This is a genomic window from Dyadobacter sp. HNCC25DJ185 (genome assembly GCF_056895195.1).
Map to the genome: position 1 here is coordinate 433,723 of NZ_JBXHAR010000008.1, position 17,235 is coordinate 450,957.

The window sequence follows — 17,235 nt, forward strand, 5'->3', positions numbered from 1 at the left end:
TCGGATGCTTAAAGAAGAGACTAGCAGGGAGACAATTGAAGCAAATGACTCAGGACAAACTTCCAATTAAAGCTATTTTCGAAAACTTCGTCACCTCCTCACTCAAACACACTACCAATGATACCCGCCGAAGATTTGAAAGAAATTGCCTTTGAGCGTTTGGCTGACGCAGAGACTTTGTTACTTGCACGGCGCTTCGATAGCTCTTTTTATTTGTGCGGCTACTCGGTGGAAATCGCTCTGAAATACAAAATTTGTAAAACCTTAAATTGGGTCGGATTCCCTTCTTCATCCAAAGAATTTGAAAAATTAAAGAGCCTGAGAACGCACGATTTAGAATTACTATTGTCGCTAACTGGTTTTGAATCAGAGTTTAAAATCCGTTATTTTGATGAATGGTCGCTTATTAGCGACTGGACGCCAGAATCGCGCTATCATGTAACCGGTCTAGTTAGTGAAGCCAAAGCGACAAACATGTTTTCCTTCACCAGCATTATTCTTCAAAGTTTATGAAAGATATTATTAGAAAACTTATCGAGATCGAACGTGACAGTTCCGCCGAAAAAGGTGATTATGAACTATTTGCCTTATTCCTGAGAGAAGAATCTATTGGTCGCTGGGACATCGTGGTATATTCTGAATGGGCATACCGCGACTATCCTAATTCCCAAAGTTATTTGGCAAAAAAAATACAAAATTCCTTATCGGCAGATGAAATTATTCAGATCGCGAGGGTTGTAGTTCTGGAACAAGCGGATTTGGAGCTGCCGGATTTTATTCAAAATATGAATGTTCAGCACGGCGTTGCAATGATCAAGGATGAAGAATTTCTTGGCCAGCAAATTGAGCGTGGTTACATCATTACTGCAAACACTCAGCACGCTGCCTAACTAATGCGGATCATCACCTGGAACTGCAACATGGCTTTTCGCAGGAAAGCCGATCCTCTCCTACCAGCCCGATATCCTGGTGGTTCCCGAATGTGAATGTCCCGACAAACTTCTGTTTCCAGCCGGTACACCCAAGCCTACCGATGTTTTGTGGTTTGGAAAAAACAATAATAAAGGACTTGCGATCTTTTCGTATAGCGACTACCGCTTCCGCGTTCTTGACAATCACAATGCCGATTTGCGGATGATTATTCCGATTCATGTCACAAATGGACGATCGGATTTCAATCTATTTGCGATTTGGGCTAATAATCCGCAAGACAAAGACGGGCAATATGTGGAGCAGGTCTGGAAAGCACTTTTCCAATATGACAACTTGATTTCCGCTACGAAAACAATTCTAATCGGAGATTTCAACAGTAATACGATCTGGGACAGAAAGTCGAGGGTTGGCAATCATTCGGATGTGGTGAGCCTACTGGAAAGTAGAGGCATTCACAGCACTTACCATCTGCATCACAAGCAAACCCAAGGCATGGAGGAACATCCGACATTGTATTTGTACCGGCATCGTAACCGGCCTTATCACCTTGATTATTGTTTCGTTTCCGCAGATATGACTGAAAAGTTGCAATCCGTGGAAGTGGGCGACTTTGATTTCTGGACGAAATATAGCGACCACGTTCCGGTGATTGTGACTTTCAGGGATTGAAATGCTTGTTATCTTGTGGCAAAAAACAATTTCAAACCGCCATGAAAATCAAGCTCATTATTCTCTTACTATTCGGCTCGTTTTCCACTTTTGCCCAACTAGATCTTACATCTCCATTCCAAGACTGCAATCTTTTCGGCAGCATTACCATTTACGATTATAAAAAGCATAAGTGGATCATCAGTGATGAAGCAGATTCCAGCAAAGAAACGCAGCCAGCTTCTACATTCAAAGTAATCAACCTTTTGATTGCATTGGAAACCGGCACAATCAAGAACGAAAATGAAATCGTAAAGTGGCCTGGCTCTACGGATACGACACTTTACGGGTATCGTCCTGAGATTTATAAAGACATCACAGTTAAAGAAGCGTTTGAGGTTTCGGCTGGCTGGGCTTTTATTGAACTGGCGAAAAAGATTGGCCGGGAGAAGTACGCGCATTATCTCAAACTCGCTGGCTACGGAAATGGTGATCTTTCCGAAAAAGGCGATGATTTCTGGAATTTTGGTGCATTTGGCGTTTCGCCACGCAATCAGGTTGAGTTTCTGACTAAGGTTCATGAAGGCAAAACGCCATTTTCAAAGCGTAATGTGGAGATTTTGAAAAAGGTAATGATCAATGAAGAAACTGCGGATTATGTACTTCGAGCTAAAACAGGTTGGACGCGTGTGGATGGAAATGACATTGGCTGGTGGGTTGGGTATGTGGAGCGGAAGGATAATGTTTATTTTTTTGCGACGCGGGTGATTAAGAAGCGGAGTACGGTGAATGCTGATTTTGGGAATTGTCGGAAGATGATTACGAAGAATGTGTTGAAACAGCTTGGTGCAATTTAAGTTGTTTACCAAACCGCTTGCTAACTGTTCCCTACCAACAAATAATTCTTTGAATTTGCGTCAGAACGTCGCCTTAGCTTTTGCCATTTCAAAATAAACCTTGGCAATGGCTAGTTCGACAAATGTATATGATGTTATTGAGGAGCGCTCATCTGAAGAAGTGCGCTTCGTATTTTTCAGCATTGGAAGAAAAATCGTTACTAAGGTCATAGTATTTTCCTACACACACCAATTCGAAGATAGAGCTGTTTATAATCTTGGTTTCGGGGATTATGATATAAAGCGCAACGACATTGAGGATAGGGTTAAAACGAATAATGGCGATGCTTACCAGGTCTTTAACACGGTATTGTCAACCATTCCCTTGTTTTTCAATGTTTTCCCTGATGGAGCAGGGAAGTGACAGTGGGCCAGATTTTGTTGACGATTGCATGAAAACATGTCAAAGAAAATGTCAATCATTTTGCCGAAATTTCAATCAAAGGGTCTCCATTTATCGAAATTTCGTCGAAAAGCATTTCATTGATCTGGGTCGTAGCTACTGGTTCCTTGGTGGGTTTATAAGAGCAAGCCGGACAATGACGACTGAGAATTACATCCCCGGCAAAAAGTACGATGCGATTTTAATGTTCAAAAAATAATCCTAAATTAGATTATGGAAGAGAAAAAAATAAAACTCGAAGGTCTGCCTGAGATGACTGAAAAAGAAGCACTTCTGTATGTGTTGGAAAAGATCCGTGGCAAAGACTTATTTCCTGAAAGAACAGCATTTGCCCGAAAGCTTCTCGAAAATGTCAATGGGAGACGACAAAATTTAATCCCATAAAACCAAAGGTGTCCTCTCCGACACCTTTTTTTGTGAGCTTTTCAACAAACTAACTTTGAGCTTTTCAACAAAGTTAGCCGCTCCAATTCCGCCGACCTTTGTTATCGTTAATTCAAAATAAAAACACGATGACAAAAGTTTGGTTTATTACAGGCAGCTCCCGCGGATTGGGAAAAAGCCTTACGGAAGCAGTCTTGAAACATGGCGATCAAGTCGCTGCCACAGCACGCAATACACGTCATTTAGACGAATTTGTTCAGCAGTTTCCCAATCAGATTTATCCAATCCAATTGGACGTCACCAATAAGGAGCAGATCTACTCCGCAGTTGAAAAAGCAATCGCCCATTTTGGCAAAATAGATATCCTGGTCAACAACGCTGGTTTTGGCATTACCGGGGCGGCAGAGGCTTTCACGGATGAACAGGTTCGCAGCCAGCTGGAAACAAACCTCTATGCACCTATTGAAGTGACTCGCGCGGTGTTACCCCATATGCGTAGGCGACGTTCGGGACATATTCTGCAGATCAGTTCTGTGGGAGGACGTGTTGGCGGAGCTGGGTTGACCATGTACCAAGCCGCAAAATTCGGTCTGGGCGGTTTCAGCGAAGCACTTTCCAAGGAAGTTGCACCGCTTGGAATTAAGGTAACATGTATTGAACCAGGCGGGTTTCGCACAGACTGGGCGGGTCCGTCCATGGGCTTTGCACCTGAGATTGAGGATTATGAGGCTACGGTTGGTGGCGTTACACGGTTTTTAACGAGCGGCGCTTTTGTTCCTGTGGGAGATCCCGGCAAAGCTGCAAAAGTAATGGTAGAACTGGTGGACCATCCCGAACCGCCTTTGCATTTAATTCTGGGCAGCGAAGCTGTTGGCATCGTCCAACGCGCAAACCTGATCCGCCAGGCTGAATTTGAAAAGTGGATGCCAGTGAGTATTTCAACCGACCACGATGAGGCCGAAGATTTTTTTGGATCAGAAGTCGGCAAAGCCTATCTGAGCATGAAGGGTATTTAGGGCATGACAGCATTGCAGAACAAAACAGGGCTGCAATGCTGTTTCATTTTTATAAGCTTGAAATAAAATGAGTCAACCCGTTGAAGAGCCCCAATTGTCGCAAATTACGTATTCCTGCTATTATACCCGAAGCCGGGAAGGTGAACAATTCGTACCTGAACATGTACTGAGTTACCAAATTGCAGGCACTCTCACGCTCCATGACGGCATTCAGGATTATACTTTCAATCATGGTGATTTCAGATTTACGAAGAGAAATCACCTCGTCAAATTCAATAAGCAGCCGCCCGAAAACGGAGAATTCAAGTCGCTATCCATCTTTTTGGATCAGCAAACGCTAAGCAATTTTTGTCTTGAATTTGGCTACGAGGCTGCGCCCCGTCAGGGTGGTAAGGCCGTGGTAGAATTGGAATCTCACAAACTTCTGGTCAGTTACATCGATTCATTGATGCCTTACCAGGAATTTCAGCCGCCAACGAATCAACAGCTTATGTCGTTGAAACTAAAAGAAGCAATACTCGTCCTGCTTCAAACCAACCCCGAAATGAGAGACGTGTTATTTGATTTCAGCGACCCTGGCAAGATTGATCTCGAAGGTTTCATGCAGCAGAATTTCCATTTTAATGTCCAATTGAAGCGTTTTGCCTATCTGACCGGCCGGAGCCTGGCTACATTTAAGCGGGATTTTGAGAAAATATTTCACATTTCCCCTAGCCGCTGGTTATTGCAGAGAAGACTGGAAGCGGCCCATTATCTGATCAAAGAAAAAGGAAAGACACCATCCGATGTGTATCTGGAAACCGGATTTGAGGACCTTTCGCACTTTTCTTTTGCATTTAAAAAGGCTTATGGCGTACCCCCATCGCGGGTTGCATAAGTAAGGAAGCGGGACCTTGGGGCTTTTAAGGCAACCGGGGCCAACACAACCCGGCATTGTTTTGATATGAAAAAGTCAGCAGGCATTTATTACATTTTAACCGGGTTAGCTACGCTTCTCTTCCCGGCCTTACTTTCAGCACAAATCATGGACTCCAAATCGATAGTAGCGCCCGGCGCGCAGGTTGAAAAACTCGGTGACGGTTACAAATTCACCGAAGGCCCTGTGGCCGATAAAGACGGCAATGTATTTTTTACAGATCAGCCCAACAACAAAATCATACGCTGGGACGCAGAAACTGGTAAATTCTCTGTTTTTTCCGACCATGCAGGCCGCGCTAACGGAATGTATTTTGATAAAAAAGGGAATCTTGTCGCTTGTTCAGATGAAGACAATCAGGTCTGGTCCTTCGATAAAAATGGCAAACCCACAGTTTTGGTAAAAGACTACGAAGGCAAGTTGTTAAACGGCCCCAATGACCTCTGGATCGACCCAAAAGGTGGAATTTATCTGACAGATCCACTGTACAAACGTGATTACTGGAAACGCGACCCAAAAATGCAGCAGGAAGGGGAGTATGTGTACTACCTCGATCCAAAAGGCAAGAACCTGATAAGGGTTGACGCCAACATTAAGAAACCCAATGGTATTATTGGAACAAAAGACGGCAAGACTTTGTACGTGGCCGATATTGGTGACAGCAAGACCTATAAATACGACATCCAAAAAGATGGTACGTTGACCAACCGTACGCTTTTCGTTTCCAAAGGTTCCGACGGAATGATCCTCGATGCCGAAGGAAATCTTTACATTACTGGAAAAGGCGTGACCGTTTTTGACAAAACCGGAGAGCAGATTGCCCAGTTTCCGATTCACAATGGCTGGACCGCCAACATTTGCTTCGGAGGGAAAGACAATGATATGCTTTTCATTACAGCCGAAACGGCCGTTTATGGATTGAAAATGAAAGTGAAGGGAGTCAAATAAACCGTTTGCTCAGAAATCAATTTCTCGCTTCCAACTTCAGAAATATTTCTTGTTTCATGGCTAGTGTAATAAAACTTACTAGTCATGAAACAAAAATTCAAATTCGCATCCCCAGTCGCCGTCTCTGTGAAAGCAGCTCTTCTGGGCGTTTTAATGTACACTTTTTCCTGCCGTACCGCCGAACTGGCGGTTGATCAGGATCTTAAAAACGAGGCTGAAATCCATGCGGTAAAGGGGCGGCAGGGTACTCAGATTGGACAGGTCATTTCATTTGGCGATTTTAAAACCAACAAAGTCAAGCGGGGCTGGACTTTCGGTTATTCGATTCCCTTTATCGTTAAATTCAATAGTGCCAAAGAAAAATTGAGCTTTCAGCAATTTGCTCCAAATGGCAAAAGTGCCGAAGTTGCTTTGGTCAGCCGGTTTAAGGAAACAGATTTTGAGCCCCTCAATGATTATTTCTCGATTTCCTTAAGATACAAAAACTACTTCGCTGGTTCTGTCAAGCCAAATGATCAGGTACGGGCCTGGGATTTCATTGTGCACAATGTGGACGGTGCGAGCCGAAGTCTTGGTAAGAACAAAACCGTTGGATTTTTACGAAACCACCAGACGCAGATAGATATTACCGGTATCCGGGAATTAGAAGGATCCGCCCCTTTTATGACCCAAAATGATGTGTATGGCTATGAATTCTATTTGGACGGAAAAATTATCGGCGCGGTTTCCACTATAAATAATGGAAAGGTATGGTTCAAGAAAGGATTGGATGAAGATCTAAGGCTGATCCTTGCAAGCGTTTCATCGGGATTAATGCTTCGTAATCATATAGAAGATAGTTCCCTAAGCATGAACTAGCTCCTGCTTTACTTTGAATATATTCTGCTATAGTCCGATTTAGAGTATGTCTCAGAGCAATTTACAAAACCATGTTTGGCCGATTTCTATTTTGAGACAGCCTTTTTGGATCAAATCAAAAGGAACTTTATTTGATCCAAGTTTCAGGATTTTGAGTATATATCGCAGAGTCGATAGTTAAGATATCATTTGACTTTACCCTGTGCAATGGTTCATACTATATACCTGACGAGGTCGTTACAGAAACAACTCTGCTTTCTGTCTATGCGATTAATTTTTACGGTTATCTTTTTCTCTGTTTCATTGATCGCTCTTGCTCAGGAACGTATAACGATCAGCGGTTTTGTAAAGGAAGCGGGAAGTCAGGAACAATTGCCAGGGGTGAACGTCTATCTTGCAGGAACACCATACGGCGCGGTCACCAATACGTACGGATTTTATTCACTTACCGTACCAGTCGCTGATACCGCTACGCTTTCTTTTTCATTTGTGGGCTACGAAAAAACAGATCAGCACATTCAGTTAAGCAAGAATTTAGAGCTGAATATTTTCCTCAAAACGGTTAATCAATTGGAGGAGGTGGTGGTTTCTGCCAGACGGCAGGAAGATTATGTGAGCCGTAATGTGCAGATGAGCCAGATTGAGATTCCCATTGCGCAATTAAAAAAGGTACCCGCTTTTTTTGGAGAAAAGGATGTATTGCGAATCCTGCAATTGATGCCAGGCGTACAGAAAGGTACGGAGGGCCAAACCGGCCTGTACGTCCGCGGTGGCGGGCCCGACCAAAACCTGATCATTCTTGACGATGCCGTTGTTTATAATGCCAATCACTTATTTGGCTTCTTTTCTATTTTCAACAGTGACGCATTGAAAAGTGTCGAGTTGACCAAAGGGGGGTTTCCCGCCCGTTATGGCGGACGGCTTTCTTCGGTTCTGGAAATGAATATGAAGGAAGGGAGCAAAGACAAGCTGCATGGTGAAGGTGGTATTGGACTCATTTCTTCCAGGTTAACATTGGAAGGACCTATTTCAAAAGGCAAATCTTCGTTTCTGATCTCCGGACGCAGAACTTACATTGATATCCTCGCGTCTCCCTTTATTGCCCAATCCCAGAAAGGCGACGACAGCCAGGTGAAGCCAGGCTATTATTTTTACGATCTGAATGCGAAAATGAATTACGACCTTGGACCAAAGGACAAGCTTTATATCAGCGGATATTTCGGCCGGGATAAATTCCATGCGAGCGAAAAAAGCTCAGATTCGGAAACCAGAGCTGGCTTGGATTGGGGGAATGCAACCGCTACCATGCGTTGGAATCACCTGCTGAATCAAAAACTCTTTGTTAATACCTCATTCATCTTCAGCAACTTCAATTTCGGGGTTTCCAGTTATTCCAAAGATATCAATGGCGATGGGTCGACAGAAGACGAATTCAGCCTTGACTATAATTCGAAGATCCGTGACTTTGGGGTGAAGACAGATTTCGATTTTTATCCTTCCACCCATCACGCCGTCAAATTTGGCGCACAGGCGACTTTTCACAAATTCGTACCGTCGGCACTGGCCATAGAAGGTTCTTTTATCGATAACCCGATCGAACGTTCGGCAAAGCCAATCAACACTGTTGAGACTGGTCTGTATGTAGAGGATACCTGGCAGGCGGTGGACGCTTTGAAGATTAACGCAGGCCTCAGGCTCAGCACTTTTCAAACTGAAACCAAAACTTATGTCCGCCCCGAACCACGTTTCTCCGCTGCTTTGAGGCTCGCACAGGATTTCTCCTTCAAGGCTTCTTATGCGAGGATGAACCAATATGTCCATTTGCTTTCCAATACGGGCCTTGGCCTACCCACCGATCTCTGGGTACCTACCACCGATCGCGTCGCTCCCCAGCAGTCGCAGCAGGTAGCCGCTGGTTTTGCAAAAGACCTGGAAAAGCCCGCACTCACGCTCACATTGGAAGGCTATTACAAAAAGATGAACCACATTCTGAACTATAAGGAAGGATCGTCGTTTTTGAGTATCAATGGTGAAAACGCCAATGAGCTAAGCTGGGAAGACAATGTGACGGCAGGAAAAGGGTGGTCCTACGGCGCTGAATTTTTGGTACAGAAAAAAACAGGTAAGCTTTCCGGATGGATTGGTTATACTTTATCCTGGACACGCTGGCAATTCCCTGAGCTCAATTTTGGCAAGACTTTTTTCCCCAGATACGACCGCCGGCACGATCTGTCCATTGTGGGTATTTATGAGGTCAGCAAAAGAATCACCATTTCCTCTACTTGGGTCTACGGGACAGGGAACGCGCTGACTCTGCCGGTATCGACCTACCAGGGCGTAAGCGACAATTTCATTACGAGATTGAACACTGGCGGCAAAGCGATTATCGGCTGGAACGGCCCGACTGTGAGTGAATATGGTCAGAAAAACAGCTTCCGTGCCGAGCCTTTTCACAGGATGGATCTCTCTGTTCAATTCCATAAAAACAAAAAGCGGCACGAGCGTACCTGGGAGTTTGGGATCTATAACGTTTACAACAGACGAAATCCCTTCTTTTATGACTTGTCGGACACCACAACAGAAAACGGCGTAACAACAAAGCGGACTTTGAAAAGATATTCTCTTTTTCCAATCCTGCCCTATTTCAGCTATAATTTCAAGTTTTAAGAATCGACCAATGACGAGATTTGCATATACATTTCTTTTCCTGTGTGCATTTGCACTTTCGGCCTGCGAATCGCTGATCACGGATATCGACGAATCGAAGCTCCCCGTTGTGGAGTCCAAACTGGTCGTTCAATCCTTTATTTCTCCCCAGTCGGCCCGTATCAACGTAGTTGTAACTGAGTCGGTGCCGGTATTTGGTGAATCAACGGGCAATGGCGGGGTAGTCAGGAATGCTATTGTTAAAATTTCCGACGGGATCAATGAAGCCATCGTTCCTTACGATACCGCCAGCCAGCTATATAGCCTTGATAAAAGCCTTTTCGCCATAGTCGCAGCCAAGACTTACTATCTGAATGTGAGTGACGGCAAGCGCACCGTCACCGCCAGCTGCAAAGTTCCAGCAAAACAGGTCATGGCAAAATCGTTTGTGATCGATACCTCTTTTTCCCGTAATTCATTTGATCAGGACACGGCAATCACCGTCAAAATGACCTGGGACGATATCGGGATCGATACCAATTTTTACCGGGTAAGGGCATCGATGGACCTGGAATACAGTGTGCCCGAAGGCACCAGTGCCGAAACTTTCAAAGAGAGAAGAGTAAGGAACCGTTTCAATTTCAATTGGGACGAGACGATCGGGAGAAATGACTTCCAAAGTGACGGCAATCTGGACGGAACCTCATTTACCTCACCTATTGGTCGCGCTACGTTGCCGCAGGCAGTGACGTATGATTATGGAAACGGAAATAAATTTACCGTATACCCCAAAAGCAAAATGATCTCGTTGACGCTGGAAGTTTATAACACGGACGAAAGCTATTTCAGGTACCACCGTTCCCTCGAAATGCGTGGAAATTCGGATAACCCTTTCATTGAGCCCTCCCTGATATTTACCAACATTGAGGGTGGATTGGGTTGCTTTGCAGCGTATAACTCCGGGCAGCTCATTTACCACCCCAGATAGCTGCGCACTTTCATTCTACATTTTAAGACAAACTGAGGTCAAAGCACCTCAACATGTTCGCTGATATTTGCTGCTTGTCCGGAAATACAGGCATTAACTTAAGACTAAGTTCAGTGAGCCGAATTAAAACAGATTGAAATAGCCGCGAATACGAGGCATCAGATCACTTGCCCGGCCGGTTTCCATTCCATTGAGCCGCATTTCGGATTGTTGCAAGCACCTGTTTCACAACAGCCGGGTCGAGGCATACTTTTTTCTTATTGAGGGATAAATGCTCCCGTCGCCTGTATGGATAGGCAATCACGATGAACGCGCATCGCGGAGACAACGATTTTAATGGCATATCTCATCGGGTATGCAGGCTTAGAACAACCTTTAAAACAACTTGATTATGGACTTACAAGGCACAGATCAGGATAAGATAAAATCATCGAATCCCAGTAATAAAAATATGAATGAGCCGGACACTCTGATTGAAACGCTCCAAGATTTGCAAAAACAGGGTTATACCTATGACTTCAACCTGACAGCGCACTCGCTAGAAGTACACAAGGATGATGGGATATGCCTGACCCTTTCGCCGGAAGATTTCGACATTGTGCATGTATATCGGTTCGAAGGCATGACCAACCCTTCCGATACTTCGATCCTGTATGCAATCGAATCAAAAGATGGTTTGAAAGGCACGCTGGTAAGCAGTTACGGGGTTTATGCGGATGCTATGTCCAGCGAAATGATCAGAAAGCTTGATACCAGAAGTTCGCTGATCGTACACCCGAAGGAGGATGATATGGCACACTAGCCCATATGTAACAACGACCACATCAACAAACGTAGAGGATGTTACTTTGCCATAACATGGTTTTGTAACATCCTTTTATTTTGATATCATTTAACTATTTGATTATCTACATTTTAAATGAATGAAATTATGGAATGGGAAAGGTTATTGTTCAATAAGCTTCCCCCTGTCTTTCTTATTGAAGTAGTATTGCGGTCGACTGTAATGTTTGTCTTTCTGTTAATTGCGTTGCGTATTACCGGAAAGCGAGGGGTGAGGCAGCTATCGATCTTCGAAGTGGTGATTATCATCGCACTGGGATCGGCGGCTGGCGACCCGATGTTTTATGAAGACGTGGGTATTGTCCCCGCATTGGTCGTCTTCGGCACAATCATTGTTTTATACCGTTTCGTGACCTGGCTGACGGGCAAAAACGAATGGTTTGAGAAGCTGGTGGAAGGGAAGACCGTTTGCCTGATTCATGAAGGAAGATTTTCGGTAACAGAATTTGCGAAAGAGTCTCTTGCACAGGATGAATTTTTTTCTGAATTACGGGTAAAAAGCATCGAACACCTGGGGCAGGTCAGAAGTGCCTATCTCGAATCCTCAGGCGAGGTGAGTATCTTTTATTATGAGGATAAAGATGTGGTATACGGGCTGCCGATCTTGCCGGAGCTCTATTATAAGAAAAACAGAATGATCTTCAAAAACGGCTACCATTCCTGCTCTTTTTGTGGGCACACGCAGCAGCAGTTGAAAGGCACAGCCATATGCCCGGTATGTCAGCGTGAAGAGTGGGTCGAATCGGTCCGTACTTTAAGGATCGCCTGATTCAAACCTTGACACAATCCACTGGCACGGCATTTTAACCTACAAAATTTTAAAAGATAACAGCTATGGAACTGATTGAATTAACCGACGACCTCATAAGGTCTGCCGAGCAACGGGCTGCGGGACAGCCATACCCCTATTTTGTCAAAAACCTTAAAGCACTCGGTGTCGACAATTATGAGATCAAGGTTTATAACCACAAACGTACTTATACTTCCGTTACTGGCGAAAAGTTGGTGATCCCGGCGGATATGCCCGAATTCGAATGTGCGGAAACCTTCGAGCTCGACTCTGTTAAAGCGGCGATCAGGCGGAACCAGGAAGGTATTACGGATTACGAGACCTTCCTCCGGGAAATTGGTGCGGCGGGAATTCACACTTATGTGGCAGATCTGGCTAATATGACAGTCATCTATCAAGGTCCGAATTCCGAATACGAGTACGAGGAAAAAATCCCTGAGGTATAGCGGTCAAAATGTCCAGACCGCTCCTATTTTATTCTCTTTTCAAGTTCTTCCAAATGCGCGTCGGTCAAGTCAAGATGGGTTACAAAACGTACGAGGCCTTTGCCAAAAGTGACGGCAAGTATCCCGGATTCTCTCAGCTTATTCACATATTCGATCTCGGATAGGCCGGAAGCCAGGCGGATGATCACAATATTGGTATCAACCGGAAAAACTTCTTCCACCTCAGGTTTGCCTTGGAACAAAGCTCCGATCGTGCGCGCCCTTTGATGGTCCTCTTTTAATCTTTCGACGTGATGGTCAAGTGCATAAATTCCGGCTGCTGCCAAAAACCCTGCCTGACGCCATCCGCCGCCCATCACCTTCCGAAAACGTTTCGCTTTAACAATCATTTCTTTGGTTCCCAGTAATAAGGAGCCCACCGGACAGCCCAACCCTTTGGAAAGACAAATACTGATGCTGTCGAATACCCCGCCATATTGCAACGGAGTTTCCCCCGTTTCCACGAGGGCGTTAAACAATCTTGCTCCGTCGAGATGCAAAGGTAAATGCCGCTGCTTACAGACTTGTTTGATCGCTTTGATCTCTTCAAAATCGTAATAACAGCCCCCGCCCTTGTTCATGGTGTTTTCCAGAGAGACTAACCTGGTCAGTGTGGAATGAATATCATTTTCCGGGCTGATCGCATTTTCGACCTGTTCCGCCGAGATCCTGCCGCGGTCGCCATCCAGCAGCTTTACCGAAGACAATGCATTGAGCATAATCCCTCCGCCTTCGTATAAGTAGATATGCGAATATTTATCACAAATCACATCGCTTCCCGGCTGAGTGTGAACACGTATGGCGAGTTGGTTAGTCATTGTTCCGGACGGGCAGAAAAGTGCATCTTCCATTCCGAACAACCGCGCAGCTTTTTCCTGCAACGCATTCACAGTGGGATCGTCGCCCAAAACGTCGTCCCCTACTTCCGCTGCCCACATTGCTTCCTGCATTTCTCTGGTTGGCCGGGTAATGGTGTCGCTGCGTAAATCAATTTTCATCAAACACGGATTAATTTATTTTTCTTCTAATAACGGAACAACCGATGATAAGTACCAAATACTTTTTAACTGATATATTGCAGCCAAAACGGCAGCAATGGAATTTGACGAGTTTTTAAAATCAAAAAAGATCGACGCGGGGATGTTCAAAAACGAAGACCTCAACCGCTTCAGGGAATGGGAAGAACTGTTTTTAACCATGCATCCAGAGAGTTTTATAGCGCATAAGAAATTTCTGATCAACGAAATTCGCAGAAGATATCACCTCAAAGAACAATAGTTACCCTTTCATGTCTTCCATTAGTTTCATCAAAATCCCGACCGTTTTTTCGGTCTGCTCTTTACTTGGCGTGGTATCCCAGTTACCTACTATGCCATTACTTCCAATGTAAATTCCGTCTTTGCGGGAAATAAAATTGGCACCCTGGGTATAAAGTTTGTAGTTGATTTCACTTTGCGGAATCAGACAGGAAAGCTGGCCCGAAACCGGTGTCAGTTCCTGGTCATTGAAAACAGGCTTTGCGCCCAGTCCCATGCAGTTTACAACCACTTTTTCTGGTAAAGCGTCGATATCTTCCAGCTTTTTGATCTCCTGAATCTTCACTTTCCCGCCAAACATGGTGAAATCCTGCAAATGATGTCTCAGGTAGGTAGGGATATTGAACATGATATTGGACCTTCTGGTCACCTGATAACCCCTGAAAGGATGTTCTTTGGCTACCAGTTTGACACGTTCCGGCAACAAACCTTCCGCTTCAAAATCCTCTCCCCCGGCCCCCGGAATGTAGACCGGCGCGTCTTTAAAAACACCATATTCCTCTGCCCAGCAAGCAATATCGTTCATGCCCAGTAAGAATTGAAAACGACGGAACGAAAATCTGGCCGCTTCTTCCCAGATCGTTTGAAATTCTGGTTTTGCAACTGTTTTATCGCAGACACGCGACGCGGGCGACCAGGTGCCGGTTGCCAGGTTACTGGTAATATTGGGTGGGACATCTCTAGTGTAAATCGTCACTTCACATCCGCTTTCCTGCAATAGCCGCGCGGTTGCAATACCCACCGTGCCGCAGCCCAGCAGTGCGACTTTTTTTTCTCCTGTTTTCAGCACATTGTTTCTCGCAATGTTACCCGTCCCCCACGAAAGTGACCAGCCGCTTCCTCCATGCCCGTAGTTATGCACAATGGTTTTATTACCCAGCTGCTCCACATCCAATCTCGGGCCGGACGCCCTGAACGGCCGCAAACCCACCGTTTCCTTTACAATCCGGTCCATCGACAACCTGAGCTTGGGTATCTGGTGATATCCTCGACTGATGTGGAAGTGCTTGTCGGGATATTGCAGCTGGGCCTTTGGGACACAGGAAGTGGCCATGGCACCGAGGGCAACACTTGCAGGAATTGCCTTTTCGAAAAAGTTTCTGCGATTCATCTGGGGAGTTGGTGAGCGTGAAATGTTACAATATACTCAGCCCCCCGGAAATTACTTTCATTAAATGTTCCAAAAATAATGGTATGTTAGTTCAACTGAATCCTGATATATGAAGTCGAAAACACCTTTTCTATGAAAATAAACGTGATTGATACCGGTTTCTTCAAGCTCGACGGTGGTGCCATGTTTGGCGTGGTACCTAAGTCGCTCTGGAATAAACATAACCCTGCAGACGAAAAAAACCTGTGCAGCTGGGCCATTCGCTGCCTGCTTGTAGAGGATGGCGACAAGCTGATCCTCATCGATACCGGGATGGGAAATAAGCAGGATGCCAAATTCTTTGGACATTATGATTTGCATGGCGACGCTTCACTAATCTCCTCCATTCAAGAAAAGGGATTTGATCCCAAGGATATTACCGATGTAATCCTCACCCATTTGCATTTCGACCATGTCGGCGGGGCGGTGGAATTCAGCCGTGACGGCTCCCGGTTACAGCCGACATTTCCCCATGCAACCTACTGGTCCAATGAAGCACATTGGAATTGGGCCGGTAATCCCAATCCGAGAGAAAAAGCTTCCTTTTTAAAAGAGAATATTAATCCGATCAGGGAATCAGGGCAGCTAAAGTTCATCGACAAATCCGCTTCCCCTTTTGCAGGCATTGATTTCCTTTTTGTCGACGGGCACACGGAGCAAATGATGCTTCCTGTTATTTCTTTCAATGGTCAAAAAATCGTGTACGCCGCAGATTTGCTTCCTTCGTCATTTCACGTTCCCATTCCATGGATCATGAGTTACGATATGAGGCCTTTGCAAACCATCGTTGAAAAAGAGCTGGTCTTGCAAAATGCAGTCAATGAGGGTCATATCTTATTTTTTGAACACGATCCGTTTTATGAAGCTGCCACCGTTGAACAAACAGAAAAAGGGATCAGGATCAAGGAAAGAGGTTTTTTTAGTGATTTTATTTGAGGTAACTCCATGAAGATCGGGCTGGTTTTATCTGGTGGCGGCGCGAGGGGAATTGCTCATATCGGGGTTATCAAGGCTTTGCAGGAAAAGGGCATTTCCCCCGATATGATCAGCGCAACGAGTTCCGGCGCATTTATCGGCGCCATGATCGCCTATGGCTATACGCCGGAAGAAATCCTCAACAAAATCATTGAAACGAAATTCTATCCCTATCTCAGACCTGGTTTCGGAGCTAATGGGCTCTTGCGGTTACGGCTGATTGAGCATGTATTTTGTAAATATATCCCCGAAAATTCCTTCGAATCGCTGAAAATAGGCCTGGTGATCAATGCTACAGATGTGGTATCGGGGGAAGAAGTCTTATTTCGAACCGGCGAGCTTGCCGTGCCAATTCTGGCATCGTGCTGTATTCCAGGACTTTTCAGTCCCATTCAATTTCAGGGGCATGACCTTGTTGATGGCGGCGTGCTCAACAATCTACCCGTTGAGCACCTCCAGAATGAGGTTGACTATGTCATCGGAAGTCATTGCAATCCTTTTGGGCTGGATAAACCTTTAAAAAAAACCAGCGAAATCGTCTACCGCAGCCTGATCCTGGCCATGCACGCCAAAACCAGGGAGAGATGCAAGAAGTGCAACCTCCTCATCGAACCGCCAGCACTCAGCCGTTACAGTATTTTTGATTTCAGGAAGGCCAGGCAACTTTACGAAGTTGGATATTCCCATACAAAGGATTTATTGGAAAAGAGAGGATCACTTTCCTAGTTTACCTGGTAAATCCAAAGTTGAATTTTGGATTTACCAGGTAAAAAGAACATTTAGAATATGTTAGAAAGAATTATTCAAAAAAAGAAGCCGGGGCTTCATGCGATTTGGCCTGATGAAGATATCACTGCCGTCGCGTGCATTGAAATCAAGCTAAATAACGCCCCCGACAGTATCGGGTGGATTCATGAACTGCACCGAAGACTTAATACCCAATATAAATACACCATTACTCCTGCAGGTGATAACTACCACACCAAGCACGAGGTAAAGGTCATCAGTCTGCCCCCATTTTCTTGAAAAAGAATTGCCAC

General features: G+C 45.0%; 22 protein-coding genes. 19 read left to right on the forward strand and 3 right to left on the reverse strand.

The window, feature by feature from the left end; all coding sequences use genetic code 11:
• Positions 1-117 precede the first annotated feature (117 nt).
• The 12 genes from AC1XUF_RS23910 to AC1XUF_RS23965 all read left to right on the forward strand — a co-directional run bounded on the left by AC1XUF_RS23910 (position 118) and on the right by AC1XUF_RS23965 (position 10,636).
• On the forward strand, positions 118-513 hold the full coding sequence (locus AC1XUF_RS23910) for a HEPN domain-containing protein (RefSeq protein ID WP_483344371.1): 396 nt from the start codon (positions 118-120) through the stop codon (positions 511-513).
• On the forward strand, positions 510-890 hold the full coding sequence (locus AC1XUF_RS23915; protein WP_483344372.1) for a hypothetical protein: 381 nt from the start codon (positions 510-512) through the stop codon (positions 888-890). The genes AC1XUF_RS23910 and AC1XUF_RS23915 overlap by 4 nt, the downstream gene beginning before the upstream one ends.
• 79 nt (positions 891-969) lie before the next feature.
• A complete protein-coding gene (locus AC1XUF_RS23920) occupies positions 970-1,602 on the forward strand; it encodes a hypothetical protein (protein WP_483344373.1) in 633 nt (210 codons plus the stop codon).
• Between the two features lie 41 nt (positions 1,603-1,643).
• Complete coding sequence (locus AC1XUF_RS23925; RefSeq protein ID WP_483344374.1) at positions 1,644-2,438, forward strand: penicillin-binding transpeptidase domain-containing protein; 795 nt, start codon at positions 1,644-1,646, stop codon at positions 2,436-2,438.
• 106 nt (positions 2,439-2,544) lie between these two features.
• Complete coding sequence (locus AC1XUF_RS23930) at positions 2,545-2,841, forward strand: DUF6934 family protein (protein WP_483344375.1); 297 nt, start codon at positions 2,545-2,547, stop codon at positions 2,839-2,841.
• A 252-nt stretch (positions 2,842-3,093) separates the two neighbouring features.
• On the forward strand, positions 3,094-3,264 hold the full coding sequence (locus AC1XUF_RS23935; RefSeq protein ID WP_483344376.1) for a hypothetical protein: 171 nt from the start codon (positions 3,094-3,096) through the stop codon (positions 3,262-3,264).
• A 128-nt stretch (positions 3,265-3,392) separates the two neighbouring features.
• Positions 3,393-4,280: an oxidoreductase gene (locus AC1XUF_RS23940; protein WP_483344377.1), complete on the forward strand. Its 888-nt coding sequence runs from the start codon at positions 3,393-3,395 to the stop codon at positions 4,278-4,280.
• Between the two features lie 67 nt (positions 4,281-4,347).
• A complete protein-coding gene (locus AC1XUF_RS23945; RefSeq protein WP_483344378.1) occupies positions 4,348-5,157 on the forward strand; it encodes a helix-turn-helix domain-containing protein in 810 nt (269 codons plus the stop codon).
• Positions 5,158-5,223: 66 nt separating this feature from the next.
• Positions 5,224-6,144: an SMP-30/gluconolactonase/LRE family protein gene (locus AC1XUF_RS23950; RefSeq protein WP_483344379.1), complete on the forward strand. Its 921-nt coding sequence runs from the start codon at positions 5,224-5,226 to the stop codon at positions 6,142-6,144.
• Between the two features lie 84 nt (positions 6,145-6,228).
• Complete coding sequence (locus tag AC1XUF_RS23955; RefSeq protein ID WP_483344380.1) at positions 6,229-7,002, forward strand: hypothetical protein; 774 nt, start codon at positions 6,229-6,231, stop codon at positions 7,000-7,002.
• 264 nt (positions 7,003-7,266) lie between these two features.
• Complete coding sequence (locus AC1XUF_RS23960) at positions 7,267-9,669, forward strand: TonB-dependent receptor (RefSeq protein WP_483344381.1); 2,403 nt, start codon at positions 7,267-7,269, stop codon at positions 9,667-9,669.
• 10 nt (positions 9,670-9,679) lie between these two features.
• The gene (locus AC1XUF_RS23965) at positions 9,680-10,636 is read left to right on the forward strand and encodes a DUF4249 domain-containing protein (protein ID WP_483344382.1); all 957 of its coding nucleotides are present in this window, start codon (positions 9,680-9,682) and stop codon (positions 10,634-10,636) included.
• 163 nt (positions 10,637-10,799) lie between these two features.
• On the opposite strand, the gene AC1XUF_RS23970 is transcribed toward AC1XUF_RS23965, so the two are convergent.
• Entirely contained in the window at positions 10,800-10,979 is a 180-nt protein-coding gene (locus tag AC1XUF_RS23970) for a hypothetical protein (RefSeq protein ID WP_483344383.1), read from the reverse strand.
• 48 nt (positions 10,980-11,027) lie between these two features.
• On the opposite strand from AC1XUF_RS23970, the gene AC1XUF_RS23975 reads away from it, so the two are divergent.
• The 3 genes from AC1XUF_RS23975 (at position 11,028) to AC1XUF_RS23985 (ending at position 12,715) form a co-directional block, all read left to right on the forward strand.
• On the forward strand, positions 11,028-11,438 hold the full coding sequence (locus AC1XUF_RS23975) for a hypothetical protein (protein WP_483344384.1): 411 nt from the start codon (positions 11,028-11,030) through the stop codon (positions 11,436-11,438).
• A gap of 117 nt (positions 11,439-11,555) precedes the next feature.
• A complete protein-coding gene (locus tag AC1XUF_RS23980; protein ID WP_483344385.1) occupies positions 11,556-12,248 on the forward strand; it encodes a DUF421 domain-containing protein in 693 nt (230 codons plus the stop codon).
• A 65-nt stretch (positions 12,249-12,313) separates the two neighbouring features.
• Positions 12,314-12,715, forward strand: coding sequence for a DUF1398 domain-containing protein (locus tag AC1XUF_RS23985; RefSeq protein WP_483344386.1), 402 nt, complete (start codon positions 12,314-12,316; stop codon positions 12,713-12,715).
• A 23-nt stretch (positions 12,716-12,738) separates the two neighbouring features.
• Here the strand turns inward: AC1XUF_RS23985 and AC1XUF_RS23990 are convergent, their stop codons facing one another.
• Positions 12,739-13,752, reverse strand: coding sequence for a threonine aldolase family protein (locus AC1XUF_RS23990; protein ID WP_483344387.1), 1,014 nt, complete (start codon positions 13,750-13,752; stop codon positions 12,739-12,741).
• A gap of 97 nt (positions 13,753-13,849) precedes the next feature.
• Here AC1XUF_RS23990 and AC1XUF_RS23995 point away from each other — a divergent pair, with 97 nt between their 5' ends.
• Positions 13,850-14,032 (forward strand): hypothetical protein, encoded by a 183-nt coding sequence (locus AC1XUF_RS23995; protein WP_483344388.1) that lies wholly within the window; start codon positions 13,850-13,852, stop codon positions 14,030-14,032.
• Here AC1XUF_RS23995 and AC1XUF_RS24000 read toward each other — a convergent pair whose 3' ends face one another.
• Positions 14,033-15,181 carry an FAD-dependent oxidoreductase gene (locus AC1XUF_RS24000; RefSeq protein ID WP_483344389.1) on the reverse strand — a complete coding sequence of 383 codons (1,149 nt, stop codon included), beginning with the start codon at positions 15,179-15,181 and terminating at the stop codon, positions 14,033-14,035.
• Positions 15,182-15,313: 132 nt separating this feature from the next.
• On the opposite strand from AC1XUF_RS24000, the gene AC1XUF_RS24005 reads away from it, so the two are divergent.
• Genes AC1XUF_RS24005 through AC1XUF_RS24015 form a run of 3 tightly spaced genes read left to right on the forward strand, consistent with a single transcriptional unit; the run spans position 15,314 to position 17,221 of the window.
• Positions 15,314-16,156: an MBL fold metallo-hydrolase gene (locus AC1XUF_RS24005; RefSeq protein ID WP_483344390.1), complete on the forward strand. Its 843-nt coding sequence runs from the start codon at positions 15,314-15,316 to the stop codon at positions 16,154-16,156.
• A gap of 9 nt (positions 16,157-16,165) precedes the next feature.
• Entirely contained in the window at positions 16,166-16,921 is a 756-nt protein-coding gene (locus AC1XUF_RS24010) for a patatin-like phospholipase family protein (protein ID WP_483344391.1), read from the forward strand.
• A gap of 60 nt (positions 16,922-16,981) precedes the next feature.
• A complete protein-coding gene (locus AC1XUF_RS24015; RefSeq protein WP_483344392.1) occupies positions 16,982-17,221 on the forward strand; it encodes a hypothetical protein in 240 nt (79 codons plus the stop codon).
• Positions 17,222-17,235 lie beyond the last annotated feature (14 nt).

Coding starts and splice junctions, on each gene's coding strand:
- AC1XUF_RS23935 (WP_483344376.1), top strand. CDS start 3,094: ATGGAAGAGAAAAAAATAAAACTCGAAGGTCTGCCTGAGATGACTGAA.
- AC1XUF_RS23915 (WP_483344372.1), top strand. CDS start 510: ATGAAAGATATTATTAGAAAACTTATCGAGATCGAACGTGACAGTTCC.
- AC1XUF_RS23955 (WP_483344380.1), top strand. CDS start 6,229: ATGAAACAAAAATTCAAATTCGCATCCCCAGTCGCCGTCTCTGTGAAA.
- AC1XUF_RS23975 (WP_483344384.1), top strand. CDS start 11,028: ATGGACTTACAAGGCACAGATCAGGATAAGATAAAATCATCGAATCCC.
- AC1XUF_RS24005 (WP_483344390.1), top strand. CDS start 15,314: ATGAAAATAAACGTGATTGATACCGGTTTCTTCAAGCTCGACGGTGGT.
- AC1XUF_RS23910 (WP_483344371.1), top strand. CDS start 118: ATGATACCCGCCGAAGATTTGAAAGAAATTGCCTTTGAGCGTTTGGCT.
- AC1XUF_RS23925 (WP_483344374.1), top strand. CDS start 1,644: ATGAAAATCAAGCTCATTATTCTCTTACTATTCGGCTCGTTTTCCACT.
- AC1XUF_RS24015 (WP_483344392.1), top strand. CDS start 16,982: ATGTTAGAAAGAATTATTCAAAAAAAGAAGCCGGGGCTTCATGCGATT.
- AC1XUF_RS24000 (WP_483344389.1), bottom strand. CDS start 15,181: ATGAATCGCAGAAACTTTTTCGAAAAGGCAATTCCTGCAAGTGTTGCC.
- AC1XUF_RS23960 (WP_483344381.1), top strand. CDS start 7,267: ATGCGATTAATTTTTACGGTTATCTTTTTCTCTGTTTCATTGATCGCT.
- AC1XUF_RS23965 (WP_483344382.1), top strand. CDS start 9,680: ATGACGAGATTTGCATATACATTTCTTTTCCTGTGTGCATTTGCACTT.
- AC1XUF_RS23940 (WP_483344377.1), top strand. CDS start 3,393: ATGACAAAAGTTTGGTTTATTACAGGCAGCTCCCGCGGATTGGGAAAA.
- AC1XUF_RS23980 (WP_483344385.1), top strand. CDS start 11,556: ATGAATGAAATTATGGAATGGGAAAGGTTATTGTTCAATAAGCTTCCC.
- AC1XUF_RS23950 (WP_483344379.1), top strand. CDS start 5,224: ATGAAAAAGTCAGCAGGCATTTATTACATTTTAACCGGGTTAGCTACG.
- AC1XUF_RS23970 (WP_483344383.1), bottom strand. CDS start 10,979: ATGCCATTAAAATCGTTGTCTCCGCGATGCGCGTTCATCGTGATTGCC.
- AC1XUF_RS24010 (WP_483344391.1), top strand. CDS start 16,166: ATGAAGATCGGGCTGGTTTTATCTGGTGGCGGCGCGAGGGGAATTGCT.
- AC1XUF_RS23945 (WP_483344378.1), top strand. CDS start 4,348: ATGAGTCAACCCGTTGAAGAGCCCCAATTGTCGCAAATTACGTATTCC.
- AC1XUF_RS23930 (WP_483344375.1), top strand. CDS start 2,545: ATGGCTAGTTCGACAAATGTATATGATGTTATTGAGGAGCGCTCATCT.
- AC1XUF_RS23990 (WP_483344387.1), bottom strand. CDS start 13,752: ATGAAAATTGATTTACGCAGCGACACCATTACCCGGCCAACCAGAGAA.
- AC1XUF_RS23995 (WP_483344388.1), top strand. CDS start 13,850: ATGGAATTTGACGAGTTTTTAAAATCAAAAAAGATCGACGCGGGGATG.
- AC1XUF_RS23985 (WP_483344386.1), top strand. CDS start 12,314: ATGGAACTGATTGAATTAACCGACGACCTCATAAGGTCTGCCGAGCAA.